This is a genomic window from Flectobacillus sp. BAB-3569 (genome assembly GCF_002270355.1).
Classification (GTDB): domain Bacteria; phylum Bacteroidota; class Bacteroidia; order Cytophagales; family Spirosomataceae; genus Flectobacillus; species Flectobacillus roseus.
The window spans coordinates 64,888-78,916 of sequence record NZ_NJFZ01000018.1; the positions used below are offsets into that span (position 1 = coordinate 64,888).

At 36.9% G+C, this 14,029-nt stretch carries 10 protein-coding genes; 7 read left to right on the plus strand and 3 right to left on the minus strand.

Annotated elements, in window-relative coordinates:
- Positions 1 to 592 precede the first annotated feature (592 nt).
- Together BWI92_RS17425 and BWI92_RS17430 are read left to right on the plus strand one after the other, a co-directional pair.
- Positions 593 to 1,084: a hypothetical protein gene (locus BWI92_RS17425; RefSeq protein WP_176464469.1), complete on the plus strand. Its 492-nt coding sequence runs from the start codon at positions 593 to 595 to the stop codon at positions 1,082 to 1,084.
- Positions 1,085 to 1,569: 485 nt separating this feature from the next.
- Positions 1,570 to 2,283, plus strand: a complete 714-nt coding sequence (locus BWI92_RS17430; RefSeq protein WP_095164832.1) for a metallophosphoesterase — start codon at positions 1,570 to 1,572, stop codon at positions 2,281 to 2,283.
- A gap of 175 nt (positions 2,284 to 2,458) precedes the next feature.
- Here BWI92_RS17430 and BWI92_RS17435 read toward each other — a convergent pair whose 3' ends face one another.
- Positions 2,459 to 4,408 (minus strand): RagB/SusD family nutrient uptake outer membrane protein, encoded by a 1,950-nt coding sequence (locus BWI92_RS17435; protein WP_217903435.1) that lies wholly within the window; start codon positions 4,406 to 4,408, stop codon positions 2,459 to 2,461.
- A gap of 18 nt (positions 4,409 to 4,426) precedes the next feature.
- Positions 4,427 to 7,564, minus strand: a complete 3,138-nt coding sequence (locus BWI92_RS17440) for a TonB-dependent receptor (protein ID WP_095164836.1) — start codon at positions 7,562 to 7,564, stop codon at positions 4,427 to 4,429.
- 666 nt (positions 7,565 to 8,230) lie between these two features.
- Here BWI92_RS17440 and BWI92_RS17445 point away from each other — a divergent pair.
- Both BWI92_RS17445 and BWI92_RS17450 read left to right on the plus strand, forming a co-directional pair.
- The gene (locus BWI92_RS17445) at positions 8,231 to 9,076 is read left to right on the plus strand and encodes a helix-turn-helix domain-containing protein (protein WP_095164881.1); all 846 of its coding nucleotides are present in this window, start codon (positions 8,231 to 8,233) and stop codon (positions 9,074 to 9,076) included.
- A gap of 289 nt (positions 9,077 to 9,365) precedes the next feature.
- Entirely contained in the window at positions 9,366 to 9,899 is a 534-nt protein-coding gene (locus BWI92_RS17450; protein ID WP_095164838.1) for a carboxymuconolactone decarboxylase family protein, read from the plus strand.
- Between the two features lie 59 nt (positions 9,900 to 9,958).
- On the opposite strand, the gene BWI92_RS17455 is transcribed toward BWI92_RS17450, so the two are convergent.
- Positions 9,959 to 10,279, minus strand: a complete 321-nt coding sequence (locus BWI92_RS17455) for a hypothetical protein (protein WP_141234822.1) — start codon at positions 10,277 to 10,279, stop codon at positions 9,959 to 9,961.
- Between the two features lie 339 nt (positions 10,280 to 10,618).
- On the opposite strand from BWI92_RS17455, the gene BWI92_RS17460 reads away from it, so the two are divergent.
- From BWI92_RS17460 to BWI92_RS17470, 3 genes are all read left to right on the plus strand, one after another.
- Positions 10,619 to 11,710: a sensor histidine kinase gene (locus BWI92_RS17460; RefSeq protein ID WP_095164842.1), complete on the plus strand. Its 1,092-nt coding sequence runs from the start codon at positions 10,619 to 10,621 to the stop codon at positions 11,708 to 11,710.
- Entirely contained in the window at positions 11,707 to 12,465 is a 759-nt protein-coding gene (locus tag BWI92_RS17465; protein ID WP_095164844.1) for a LytTR family DNA-binding domain-containing protein, read from the plus strand. The genes BWI92_RS17460 and BWI92_RS17465 overlap by 4 nt, the downstream gene beginning before the upstream one ends.
- 145 nt (positions 12,466 to 12,610) lie before the next feature.
- Positions 12,611 to 13,729 (plus strand): efflux RND transporter periplasmic adaptor subunit, encoded by a 1,119-nt coding sequence (locus tag BWI92_RS17470; protein WP_095164846.1) that lies wholly within the window; start codon positions 12,611 to 12,613, stop codon positions 13,727 to 13,729.
- Positions 13,730 to 14,029: the final 300 nt, after the last annotated feature.

Below are 14,029 nucleotides of genomic sequence, written 5' to 3' on the forward strand. Positions count from 1 at the left end.
AATCCCAAATCCGCAATTATTGGAAATCCTTTGTATAAACCTATATCTCCATTAGCGATTTCTGCACTAGGCAGCTAATAGGAAATTCTTATCATCTGCACAACTTATAAATCCGAACAAACATCAATGGGCTGTCGCTTTTTGATGTAATCTAAAATTTGAGGTAACTTCAGTTTTGTGTTTTGCAGCATTCCAAATATAAAATAGATCTCATGACTTCATATTGGCACATAAGTGCTTTTAAAAAAATAGAATTTCCTAAAAATCATTCACTAAAAAGTAGTATCTTCGGCTATTAATCCACTATTTATCAGTTTGAGACATTATACTTTTCTACAAAAAGTAAGTACTGTTAAAATCATGAGAAATCGTTTGACTTAAGATTATTAACTCACAACTCATACTTTATAGTGGCTATTTTAGGTTCGAGATTCATTTAAAGAAAAGTAAAAGCCACAAGGCATAAACTTATCTGACACTATTCATATTTGATTCAGGCATCGAAGTTTTCGATGCCTTTTTTTGTATTTAGGACAATCTCGATTACATTTGAGTCAATAAAGTAAATAGCTACATAAAAAATTATATAAAAATGCGCCAGTATCTCTCACTAATATTACTATTAGTCCCTGCAATTTTGTTTGCAACACTTCTTTGGATCTTTAAAACCAATATTCACTTAGGCATAAGACAAGTCTTCCCATTTTTACCTTGGCAGTTCTGGGCAATAGCCATCTTTGGAAGTGTGGCAACTTGTGGCGGAATTCTTGACTGGCGATACCATCGAAATCCTCTTAATCTAAAAATACCAAAAAAAGAACGAGATGCTGAAGCTGCAGCACTAGGACTTGGTGGAATTCCAATGTTTATACTGATGTGGGTTAGTATGATGAGTAACTCTCCCAAAGTCTACCTTATACCGATTTTAATTGTACTGATCTACACAGTTGTAGCCATCTGTTATGATGAATTTGTGTTTCATATCAAACGATGTGGTAAGCAGGAGAGCACCTTTCATAGAATGCTAGTTGGCGGAAATGGGATTGCATGGTTAGCTTGGTTTCATTTTATTTATTGCCAATGAAATATCAATATCTAATAAGCAAAAGCTCCGAAATCTTAGCTCAAAGCTCCATTCCCAATACAAAGTTATCCCTGCAATTATTTACGGATGGCGCCTTTTGGATGGCACAGTATCTTGAACTACTAAATCCCCATCAAGAAGTAAATCTCCCAAATAGGAGCTTTGAGTTATATGGATACTTAAAATATAATCTTTGTATCTTTTTTCTGTGATACTTTTGGTTAAAACCTCCTTTTGGTACCTGCCAATTAGTATTGCTATATTTTACCTAGTCGAAGTTCACTTCCTTTTTTTATTCCCTTTGTTAATTGAAAACACTAAAAATCCACTTAAAAAAAGTTGTGAGATACTATACCAATTAGGAGTTTTCTCAACAGTGTTATTGGTAGTGAGAATTGGCATATTTATGCTTATAGGTTTACTTAATTATCGAAAACCCTTACAAAACTGGCATATAGGATGCCTCGCTGTTATCGTTTGGTATCATGAAGAAGTTAGAAATAGGCTATAATCATACTTTTGAGATTCGCACTGAAAATATTCAATCAGAGCTTCCAAAAGGATTTTCAATTCTATTTATATCAGACTTGCATTTATCTTGTTTTAGTCAAAAACTGATTCATAAACTGATTTGTGAGATTGAGGTAATTAATCCTGATATCATTTTACTTGGAGGGGATTATATAGATTTTGATGGTGGTTTGATTTATCTAAATTCTTTATTAGCATACTTATCAACTAAAAGATATGTTTTTGCCATAGCTGGAAATCATGATTACTTCTTTGGTATATCGAAAGTGAAATCCTTATTCATGAAAAATAACATTAAATGGATTGAAAATGGCTATCATATTTTTTCGATAAAGTCTATCAACCTATTGGTGTCGAATCTACATGAGAAACTCCTGTCGGCAGATTTCAATATCCAGATGGTTCATAATCCGAAAGATTTCAAAAGAACTCAACAGCACTTTCATTTGCAGTTGGCAGGACATCTGCATGGTTGCCAAATTGTATGGTGGAAAAAAGACCATGGATTATATCCTGGAAAACTATTTTACCCTTGGAATCTTTTAAAAAAGGAAGGACTACACAACCTCAAGCTAATTAGCAAAGGATTGGGAGATACACTCCCTATTCGGTTTAACTGTCTTAAGGATATTATTTTGGTCAATGTATTAGCTAAAGAGACCAAATGATTTTTGATATTAATAAAAAAGGCGATATCCATTACTGAATATCGCCTATCATTAATAAATCAAGTTTTTATTATAAAGTTTTATACAGAGTTAGACCCAACTTATTGTGAATATAAAACCTTGACAATAAAAATTTTACATTCACAATTCACCATTCACAACTCTGCATTAATCATTAATAACCAGGGTTTTGCATAGCAGTTTTTTGCTCAGACGTCAAAGGTTTTCCTCCGCTGTAAACGCCATCCAAGAAAGTCTGTGGAATTGGTCTCAACAAGTGATAATCTTTGATATTGTTAGCTGCACCAGGGTTGTAGGCTTTTGCTCTAGCCACCAATGTTTTGGTTCTGCTCAAATCTTCCCAACGGTGGAATTCACCACAAAGCTCTCTTGTTCTTTCGTTCAATACCAAGCACAACATTTTATCATAAGTAGACGTATAACCTAGTTTGTTGATTACCGCTACATCTGGTGCTGGCAGGCTGTTGATACTTGAAATTTCAAGGGCAGTTGCTGTAGTTGATACTGGAATATTATTCGACTCATAGTATGAATTTTCAGTCATGAATGAGTTGATATTAACATTTTGTCCAGATTGAGACACAACAAAAGCTGCGGCACCATCTGTGTAAGCTGCTCTATCTTCTCCAGCTTTGTAAGCAGCTCTTTTTCTTACAGCATTGATATAAGGAAGTGCTGCGTCATAAGAACCTTGTCCAAGATTGGCTAGACGAATTTTTGCTTCTGCTGCCATCAAATACGTTTCTGCCGAACGTGCCAATACCATATCTCTGTAACCTCTTACTTCGTTGATAGCCAAACGTGCACCGTCAAAATGCTTACTCAATGATGGGAAGCGAACGTCTTGTACTAAACTTTTGCCATCCGAAGCATGGGCTACATATACTGTAGGGACTGTTTTGTTAGTTTTTGAGTAAACAATCTCATCCACATATTTCGTTTTTGTAAAACGTGTATCTGACGGGCTATTAATAATAAACATCAAACCAAGATCGCCATTAACGTATTTACCACTACCGTTGTTAAGTCTACTTTTTGTTCTAAAACTTTTCCAGAATCTTGAGTCATTTACTTGATCGAAGGCATCATACGTAAAATAGGTAGGTGCCAAACGGCTAAATGGACGCATACCTGTTAAGTCACGTTGCATATACGGAAGGTCATCATAACGAGCCGTAAAGTACAAGTGCTGGTTGTTGAAGTTTGTTGCCAACAAATTGTCACCAAATTGCGCCGAAAGAATCAGTTCTGAAAGCGTTTCGTTTGTTCCATTAGGCTTGTTATAAGCCCAAAGATCGCCAAAATTGTTTGCCAAAGGGTGTCTAGCGATTACTTCGTCCGAAAGAGACACAACTTTTGCTAAATCAGCCGCCTTAGTAGAAGAGTTCCATGCATCATTGATTTCACTAGCTCTCGATAAGTATGCTTTTGCTAAATAATGTGCTACGGCATCCTTTGTAATTTTGGCAGGTCCACCTGTATTTTCTAATAATTCATACGCCTTAGTAAAATCATCAATGATTTGCGCATATACTTTATCTGGACTCTCACGTGTAAACTCCAACTCTACCGTTGTACTAACACTCAATTTCAATGGTACTGCTCCATATTGACGCACTAATCTTAGATAGTTGAATGCACGTAAGAAATACCCTTCACCTAAAGCTGTCTTTTTGATGGCATTGCTTGTCGACTTACTTTCAGTAGCAGATTTAACGATTTGATTAGCCAAACCAATAGCAATATAATAAGTGTCCCAAGCTCTTTCGGCTGCGATGGTATTACTTGTTACCACGGTCACGATAGGCCTAAAACCTCCGTCGTAATTGTTCCAAGGGCTGTTTGAACCATCACCTCCAACATGAAACTCATCTGTTCCGTAGTTAGTAGTTGCAAACTGAACCTCCCCACTCAATGGCACATTAAAGGTTTGGTTATAAGCACCAGTTACTGCGGCTTGAATACCTTCATCGGTTGAGTAATAGGCATTACTTCTTTGAGTGGTTAACTCTTCTTTTAGGAAGTCTGACTGACAAGACATCGTTGCTAAAAGAGCGAATGCACAAATACCTGTTTTTATATATCTAAACTGTACTTTATTCATCTTAAAAATCATTAAAAGTTAAAAATCTACATTAATACCCATAGTAAAGCCTCTATTCCAAGCGGAGCTTTGCAAATCCATATCAACCCAGTTGATATTATTGTAAACCATTCCTAAGTTCTGAGCTTGGAAATAAACTCTTGCGTGACTCAAGCCTAGACTCTGAGAGAATTTGTCTGGCAAGTTGTAGCCTAATGAGATATTTCTAATTTTAATAAATGATCCATCCTTATAGCCTAATGCATTGTAATAAGGGTCACCAGCTGCGGCTGTATAGTATGGATGTTGATAATCGGCATTAGTGTTGTTTGGTGTATAGTAGCTTACAACACGTTGGTTAGAACGACCAGTCAATGCCTCACCACCTGTATTATACAAGTATTTCAAGCGACCGTATAGCATAAATGACAATGAAAAACCTTTGTAGTCAAACGTGTTTGTCATACCTACAATAAATCTAGGAATGGTACTTCCTAACACTCTACGATCATTTGTGGCATCGATTTTATAGTCACCATTCTGGTCTACAGGTCTTACAGAACCAATGGTGAATGCTTGTCCGTTAGCATTGAATTTAGCCATTTCTGCAGCGTCTGCATCTTTCCACAATCCATTAGATTGATAGTCATAAATTACGCCTTGGCTTTGACCAATAAACCATTTGTTGTTGATATCATCTACTTTACCGTTTGCTAAAGATACAATCTCATTGGCTTGCCATGAACCGTTGAATGTAGTGCTCCATTCAAATCCACCTCTATTTAGGTTGACTGTTGTCACTGTCAAATCTATACCTCGACTTGATGTTTCACCAATATTGGCATACGTGTTTACAAAACCCGTAACTGAAGGAATCGTTTTCAACATCAATAAATCTGTAGTACGAGAAGTGTAGAAATCTAGAGTACCAGACACTTTTCTTTTGAAGAATGAGAAATCGATACCGTAGTTAATTTGCGTTGTTTTTTCCCAAGTTAAGTCTTGATTCGCCAAAGTTGGGTTATTCACTTGTCCTGTAGCCAAAGTACCGCCATAAGGGTAATATATTTGAGAAAGACCACCTTGAGTAGCATAAGGATCAATAGCAGAGTTACCTGTAACACCAATCCCTGCTCTTACTTTTAAGTCGTCAACCCAACGTAGATCTGACAAGAACGGTTCGTTGGTTAATCTCCAACCTAAAGCAGTACTTGGGAAGAATGCCCACTTGTTGCCTTCTGCCAACTGAGAAGCGCCATCATAACGTCCCGAAACTGTAATTAAGAATTTATTATTGTAGTCATAGTTGATACGACCCAAATATGAACGAAGCTGTCTTTCAGACAATGTAGATCCCCAAGCAGACAATGGAATATTTAGGGCGTTCCACTTTTGACTTGTCATAGGCACGTTGTCTGCGGCCATGTTGTTTCTATCATAAGTCCACTCGGTTTGAGTTTGAAGTGCTAATACACTTAATTGATGCTTATCAAAAGTTTTGTTATACGTTAGCATATTATCCAATGTATAAGACAACGCTTGATCTTTTGTCAATGAAGCATAGCTAGAACCTGTTCTGATTACCGAGTTGGCATCAAGAAATACTCCGTTTCGGTTAAGTGAAACATCTGGACCAAAGTTCATTCTGAATTTTAAGCCATCCAATGCTTTAGAAAAACCTGCAAAGTTTACTTCAGAGTACAAACTACCGAAGATACGTAGATTCGTACGTTGATCTTGAGAGTAGTTTTCTTCATTTACAACAGTCTTGAAGGCATCATCACCACCAGGGTACAAAACTCTAACACCTTTGTCATCGTAAGGCATCGCATAAGAGAACAAGTTCCTAGCACTTTCGTATAATCCAGAAGCTCCTACGTTGGTATTTTTACCTGCACCTGACTGACCATATTCGTTAACAGAGTAAGCTGCATTTAAAACGCCACCCATCGAAAACCAAGCACTTGTTTTAACATCAACGCTCAATTTTGCTGAATAACGTTTGTAGCTTTGTCCCTTTACTGTTCCTTGGTTATCGATAAAACCAAAAGAAGCGTAAGACTTCATTTTGTCTGTACCACCACTTACACTAATAGTATGTTGTCCTGTCAAAGACGGACGAGTTACCATACCTATCCAGTCTGTATTTTGTACCTTAGAACCATCCCATGTTCCACCTTCCCAGCCTTTTAGGATATTATTCCAAGATGCTAAGTCGCCCGAACCTTTAAAAATCAAAAAGTCATTCGCTTGAGTTGGTCTATCACCACGAGGATACAAGTTCTGGTTCAAATAATAATATGACCATCTTCTGTAGTCGATATATTGCGCAGCATCCATCAAAGGAGAACTGTTTTGCAATGTTTCAGAAGTAAAGTTGGAGTTCAAACTCAAGGTGTATTTACCATTTTTACCTCTTTTTGTAGTGATGATCACAACACCATTGGCACCACGTGAACCATAAATAGCTGTTGCAGAGGCATCTTTCAAGATGTCTACCGACTCGATATCATTTGGGTTGATGTTATCGATACCACCCGATGTCAATGGGATGTTATCTACTACATACAAAGGTGAGTTTGAAGCCGTCAATGAACGAACCCCACGAATCGTGATATTTCCAACTTGACCAGGTCTTTCATTAGAAGTAATGTCAACCCCAGCTGCTCTACCTTGCATACCTTGTAACGCATTGGCAACAGGTCTTTGTGTAAGGTCTTTAGCACTTACGCTTACTACTGCACCTGTAACGTCTGATTTTTTACGCTCGCCATAACCAATTACGACAACCTCCTCTAAGGCCTTCGTATCTGTTTGTAATACTACATTAATTACCGTCTGATTTCCAACGGCCACTTCTTTTGTTTCGTAGCCTGTCGAAGAAATTACTAACACCGCATTGCCATCTGGTACATTCAGTTTAAACGAACCGTCTACACCTGTAGTAGTTCCTTGATTTGTACCTTTGATTTTAATACTTGCTCCTGGAAGAATTTCTCCATCGCTTCCAGTAACCTTTCCAGTTACAGGCAAAGCCAAACTTGATTTGTTTGTTACTCTTACCGAATGTAGCAAACTAGCCTCTTTTGCAAGTACCAAATTGCCTTTACCTTCAACTTGAGTATAACTTCCAGCTAAGGCCACAAGCACACCCACATTTAGTAATTTTTTGAGCATTGAGATTAGATTTTATATGAAATAATTGACAGAAAAAAGACCTTTACATAATATGATTTATTTTATATTATTTTGTCTTTTTTGTCAAAGATATTACCATCCCAGACCCAAACCATCATGCTCCGTCCTGACTGTATAGGCTACATTTAATTAAATTTATTCTTTAATTGATTCAATTTTCATTTTGGTAAAATATGATTTTTTTATATATACTTTGTTTAGTTCTATTTTATCCTATTTGTCAATAAATGGGGCTAGAAGTATCAAAAACCTATTAAAATACAGTCCGATATCGTTTACGGAAATTCAACTATCCTATATATACGCAACACAAAAAACAGGTATTCTTCCCTAATTAGTACATTTTCAAATAGTACAATTGCAATAGTTTATAGGCTGATAACATGGTAAATTTTTCATCTTTTGGATAGAAAATTCACCAGTATTTTTTTACTGATTGTATACCTATTTTTAAAGAAGCAGCTATAAAAATGATTTCTATGACCTTTTCTATCCTGCTGTTTGGTCAAAAAACAGTACAGATACAGGACAATAAGAATAGTACTATTTCTGAAAATGATTTTTATGAAATGGAACAAAAAAGTTGTTATTTTCTATTGTCAATGTAGTAAAAGACAACCTACTAAACACAGCAAAACAATCCATATGAAATATATTTTTGAAGAAAACTCTTTCCATAGTTATTTCTCATTATTAATCGAAGAAAACAAATTTGAACATATTTTTTACGACAATCGAGAAGAACGCTTGTTAACAATCGTATGGAATAGAGGTGAATCTCAGCAAATCTCAATCGATGGGAATCCTTACAATTTTCCCAAAAATACGATTCTTCCACTGATGGTCAATCAGTCGTTTTGGTTCGAAAAGCCCCAAAATTTAGTTATCTGGCGTTTCAATAGAGAGTTTTATTGTATTGTCGATCACGACAAGGAGGTGTCTTGTGTGGGCTTTTTGTTTTATGGCATGAGAGAGATTACTTTCTTCCAACTATCAGCAGAAAACCTTCAACGTTTTGAATCTTTGCGCACAGTTTTTATTGATGAATTTAGTACAATTGATACCATCCAAGGCGAAATGCTAAGAATGTTGCTCAAGCGCCTGATTATTTTGGTAACAAGAATCGCTAAGGAGCAAAGCATCCAACCTCCGATGGAAGAACAAGATTTTGACATCGTCCGCCGATACAATATTGCGGTAGAAAACCATTACAAATCCAAACATCAAGTGCAAGATTATGCCGATATGCTGAGCAAATCGCCCAAAACCTTATCCAATTTATTTGCACTGTACAATCACAAATCACCGCTTCAAATCATTCATGAACGTATTACACTCGAAGCCAAGCGTTTATTGATTTTTACAGAAAAACCCACCAAAGAAATTGCATTCGACCTAGGTTTTGAGGAGGTAGCCCATTTTAGTCGCTTATTTAAGAAGGTTGTTGGCAATTCTCCAACAGAATTTAAGGAAAAACACTTTAGAAATTAAGTTAGTGTGCAAAATAAAATGTAAGATTATGCTTAGGGCTTTCAGGTATCGGCTTTCGGCGGTTGGTTTTGGAAAAAAGCATGGCTGTGGGCAATAAAAAACATTTGAACACTCTTTGCCTAGTGCCTGTTGCCTGACAACTCAAGTACTTACTAAAGCCCAAAGCCGATTACCGATGGCTTAGGAAATATTGGTAACAAGTCGGGAAAAAGTGGTTCGTTGTGAGCGAGTCTATTGTATCAACTTTGCATCAACAAAATGATTCAATAATACTTAAACAAAATCGAACATGAAAACTTTTGAAGTCCTAACTCGCGAACAAGTATCTGAAACAAACCAACATATTTTTGATAACCTCAAAAAAGGAATAGGCATGGTTCCTAACCTATACGCCACTTTCGCTCATTCAGACAATGCCTTGTCAAGCTATGTAACACTACAAAGTATGAAATCTTCTTTGAGCAATAAAGAAAAAGAGGTCGTAAACTTGGTGGTGAGTCAAATCAACGACTGTATTTACTGTCTTTCGGCTCACACAGCTATTGGCAAAATGAATGGTTTTTCTGACGAGCAAATCATTAAAATTCGTAAAGTAGCCATCGATTTTGACCCCAAATTGCAAGCTTTAGCACAATTCGTAAAAGAAACGACTATCGAGCGTGGACACCCTAGTCAAGCATCTGTAGAAGCATTTTTGGAAGCAGGTTATACCAAAGCTCAATTAGTAGATACCATCGTTTTGATTGGTGACAAAATTATCACTAACTACTTGCATGGCGTAACGCAAGTACCTGTTGATTTTCCTGTTGCAGTAGCAATTTAGTGATTGGTGGTTGAGTGAATGAGTGATTATTTTCAAAAAACTCATTCACTCAACTTAAATTAAAGCCCATGCGGCGATGAAAGCTGCATTTTTACAGGTTCAGCCATTTGAATACTGAGCATGGAAACCAACTGAAATACCGTCGCAAACATCCCAATGATCGCAAAAGCCTGCACCAAATAGCCTATCATAACTAGGAGCTTCTCGACGTATGCTAGTCTGCTAGGAACCTCCTCTTCTTCATCGACAAGACTTCCAAATAAACTTCTACAGTATAGAATAACGTCTTGATGATTTATAATTATTTTCCCCAAAAAGAAAACGCAGATATTAAATGCAAATGCAGGTAAAGTTGTGAGTAAAGAACCGATGATGAGCATGATTAAATAGGTTAAAATGAGTTTATTATAAATAGGTATTTTAAAAGTGTTTAAGTATTCTCTTCTTCTTTTATACTCATTTTGACAATTATTTTTCACAAAGCATTGAAACTTCAGCTTTTGATGAACATCGTTTCACTAGGTATATCCCCAAAAAGACCTTCCTATTCCTCCTCCACAAAATCTCAGTATCCAAAAATGTCTATTCAGAAGGATATTCTGTAGCTTAAGTTAAATTATTAGGTTTATTTCTCAACTTGTACGCAACTTTGTAGATTCATAAATGGCTTTAGGTAGTCTTGAAAAAGCATAAAGTTAGATTAATGAATTAGAAAAAGAATGTCCAAAACTAGAGATACCTTCCTCAGCATCCGCAGAAAACGAATTATCATTATCGTTTTTGCCTTTGTGCTCTACAACTTAGTTTCATATATCATCGACCCATTTTCGGCTTATTGGAAAATCTATTTCCAACGAGATGCCTTTGATATTTTCTTGGACTTATTTCTCAATTTTAGTTTTTGTTGCTTCATTTCTGAATCAAGTATTTATTTAGGAATGCAACTCAATCACTATATCCCTTGGACCAAAAGCCCCTACCGTAGACTATTGATTGAAACGGGGCTCAATTTCATCTTGGTCATGCTTGCTATTGGCTTTTTTGATTTTTTGTATCGATTCCTCGAAATGTGTGAGGCTTGTCAGAATGTGACAAGCTCCATGAGCATCGAGATGCAACGTGGTTATATTCAGTGGATTGTAGTGAGTGTCATTATCTCTTTCATGATTATTGGCATCAATACCTGTGTGTATTTGATCGATAATTGGAAAAACTCTGAAATACGTGCCGCAGCACTCGACCAAATGGCTGTAGAAGCTGAATTGTATTCGCTCAAGCTCCAAATAGACCCGCATTTTGTCTTCAACAACCTCAGTGTTTTATCAGAAATGATTCTGAAAGACCAGCAATTGGGCTATGAATATGCCGAAAATTTTTCGAGAATATACCGTTATATGCTCGTCAATACCAAGAAGGATATTATATCGCTAGACGAAGAATTAAGGTTTTTAAAATCGTATATTTTTCTGATTAAACAACGCATTGGTGATGGTGTTACTTTTGAAGTTGATATTGAAAAAGAATGCTTAGGTGCTTGTTTGCCGCCTTTAACCTTGCAGTTATTGGTAGAAAATGCCTTAAAGCATAATAAAACCTCTCGGCGAAATCCGCTTCAAATTTGTATTTATAATAACGAAAATGATGAACTCATCGTAGAAAACAACCTTCTACCGATTGAAAATCCCATGAGTTCATCAGGTTTAGGCTTGCAAAATATTCAAAGACGCTATAAGCTGTTATGGCAAAAGGGTGTAGAAATTGACAAAAGCAACGATATTTTCAAAGTAATTATACCACTGATAAGAGCATGATTCAGAAAGTACTCATCATAGAAGACGAAAAACCCAATGCCGATAGACTCGAACGATTGATAAAATCAGTTCGTCCAAATGTACAAATTGTGGAAGTATTAGACTGTATTAGTGACAGTATCGACTGGTTTGAAACTCATGAAATGCCTGATGTTGTCATGATGGATATTCGTTTGTCGGATGGATTGAGCTTTGAGATTTTTGAAAAAACAACTATCTCTTGCCCTATCATTTTTACTACCGCGTATGACGAATACGCCGTGAAGGCTTTCAAATATAATAGCATCGACTACCTCCTCAAACCTGTAGAATTGGATGAGTTGGAGCGTGCTTTTCAGAAATTAGAAAGTACCTCCTCAGTACCAGAGCCAGCTTCCTTGGCGAATTTATTGAATTATTTTCAGCCCAAAAATTTCAGAACTCGGTTTTTATTGCCATACAGAGATGGGTACAAGAGCTTGCAAATCAGCGATATATCCTATTTTTATTCTAAGCTAAAAATCACTCGTGCCAAGCTAAACAATGGTACCGAGGAGATTATTCCGTTGACCATGGAAGAACTAGAAGAGCAACTAAATCCAAAGGATTTTTTTCGTGCCAATCGCCAGTTTATCATCCATGTAGATGCCATCGAACAAATTCACAATTATTTTAATGGAAAACTAAAAATTGACTTGAAAAAAAGTCCAGAAGACATGGAGCTAATCGTAAGTCGTGAAAAAGCCAGTTTACTCAAAGCTTGGTTGGATTTTTAACGTATTGGCTCTTCTCTGATTTCTTATTTCGGTCAGACACGTTTTCTTTTCAGAATCCAATTTTGTCGTTTCGGTCAAATTTGACTTACCTACTCGCTTTTCTCTTTATTTCTTTGTATCAAAAATTTTCTATCTATACGAAATCATGATACAAACCGCATTCAGAACAAGATTGTCTAGTAAGACACTATTGTTTTTTGCTTTTACACTCTTGTTATTTTCATGTAAAGAGCAAGCACAGCAAACCCAGCAACCACCTCTAGTTGTTGATTTTATCCAATTAGGTGCCACCAACGCCGAAGTCGAAAAAAAATATCCAGGCACAATTGAAGGGACAGTCAATGTAGATATCAAAGCTCAAGTAACAGGTTATTTGGAGCAGATTTATGTCAAAGAAGGTGACTATGTCAAAAAAGGTCAACCACTTTTCAAAATCAAAGGTGATGTTTACAACGAACAAGTCAATAATAGTAAAGCACTCTTAGAAGCTGCCTTGGCGGCACAAGCTACTGCCAAATTAGAGGTTGAAAAATTAAAACCTTTGGTAGAAGGCAAAGTAGTTTCGGAAATGCAACTCAAAACGGCTCAATCCAATTACGAAGCCGCAGCAGCCCAAGTCCAACAGGCACGCGCCGCCCTTGGCTCATCAAAAATCAACCTAGATTTTAGTGTTCTCAAAGCTCCAGTAAGTGGCTATATCGGTCGTATCCCCAACCGTATTGGCAACTTGGTGATGCCAAATGACGCAACGCCCTTAACCACTCTTTCCGAAATCAATGAGGTTTTAGTCTATTTCTCTTTGAGTGAAGCCGACTATATCTCTTTTGCTAAAGAAGGAGGATTTCAGAAAAATGCTAATTCTGTAGAACTCATAATGGCTGATGGCTCGGTGTATAATCACAAAGGTCGCCTGACAGTAGCAAGTGGAAATATCGATAAAACGACTGGGAGTATGTCATTCAAAGCGATTTTTCCCAATCCACAAAAATTGCTTCGTTCAGGTGGTACAGCTAGGGTAATTCTCAAAAAAGACTTTGATGGCGTTTTGAAAGTTCCAATGGGCAGTGTCAAAGATATTCAAGATAAATTTTTCGTCTTTACCCTCGGCGACAGCAGCAAAGTATCAATGAAATCTTTTGAAGTCGCAGGAAAAGTAGACGGTCAATATATCGTAAAATCGGGACTAAAGGCAGGCGAAAAAATCGCCACCAACAACATCGATATGCTCAACGAAGGCGTAGTAGTGAAGGCGGTGATTAAATAATCAAGTGACAAAGGCGCAGAGGCAACAGGCACAAAGTGAGTCTTTTTTCAACAACACTCTGTGCCTTTGTGCCTTATCCCTTTTGGCTAAATCAAGTGACAAAGGCAAAGAGGCAACGGGCAAAAATTGAGTCTTTTTTCAACAACACGCTGTGCCTTTGTGCCTTATCCCTTTTGGCTAAATCAAGTGACAAAGGCAAAGAGGCAACGGGCAAAAAGTGAATGTTTTTAAAATAACCCTCAGTGCCTTTGCGCCTTATCCCTTTAGAATAAAATCAAGTGTCAGATGCACAAAGCCAAT

Coding starts and splice junctions, on each gene's coding strand:
- BWI92_RS17445 (WP_095164881.1), top strand. CDS start 8,231: ATGAAATATATTTTTGAAGAAAACTCTTTCCATAGTTATTTCTCATTA.
- BWI92_RS17435 (WP_217903435.1), bottom strand. CDS start 4,408: ATGAATAAAGTACAGTTTAGATATATAAAAACAGGTATTTGTGCATTC.
- BWI92_RS17450 (WP_095164838.1), top strand. CDS start 9,366: ATGAAAACTTTTGAAGTCCTAACTCGCGAACAAGTATCTGAAACAAAC.
- BWI92_RS17425 (WP_176464469.1), top strand. CDS start 593: ATGCGCCAGTATCTCTCACTAATATTACTATTAGTCCCTGCAATTTTG.
- BWI92_RS17470 (WP_095164846.1), top strand. CDS start 12,611: ATGATACAAACCGCATTCAGAACAAGATTGTCTAGTAAGACACTATTG.
- BWI92_RS17460 (WP_095164842.1), top strand. CDS start 10,619: ATGTCCAAAACTAGAGATACCTTCCTCAGCATCCGCAGAAAACGAATT.
- BWI92_RS17430 (WP_095164832.1), top strand. CDS start 1,570: ATGAAGAAGTTAGAAATAGGCTATAATCATACTTTTGAGATTCGCACT.
- BWI92_RS17465 (WP_095164844.1), top strand. CDS start 11,707: ATGATTCAGAAAGTACTCATCATAGAAGACGAAAAACCCAATGCCGAT.
- BWI92_RS17440 (WP_095164836.1), bottom strand. CDS start 7,564: ATGCTCAAAAAATTACTAAATGTGGGTGTGCTTGTGGCCTTAGCTGGA.
- BWI92_RS17455 (WP_141234822.1), bottom strand. CDS start 10,279: ATGCTCATCATCGGTTCTTTACTCACAACTTTACCTGCATTTGCATTT.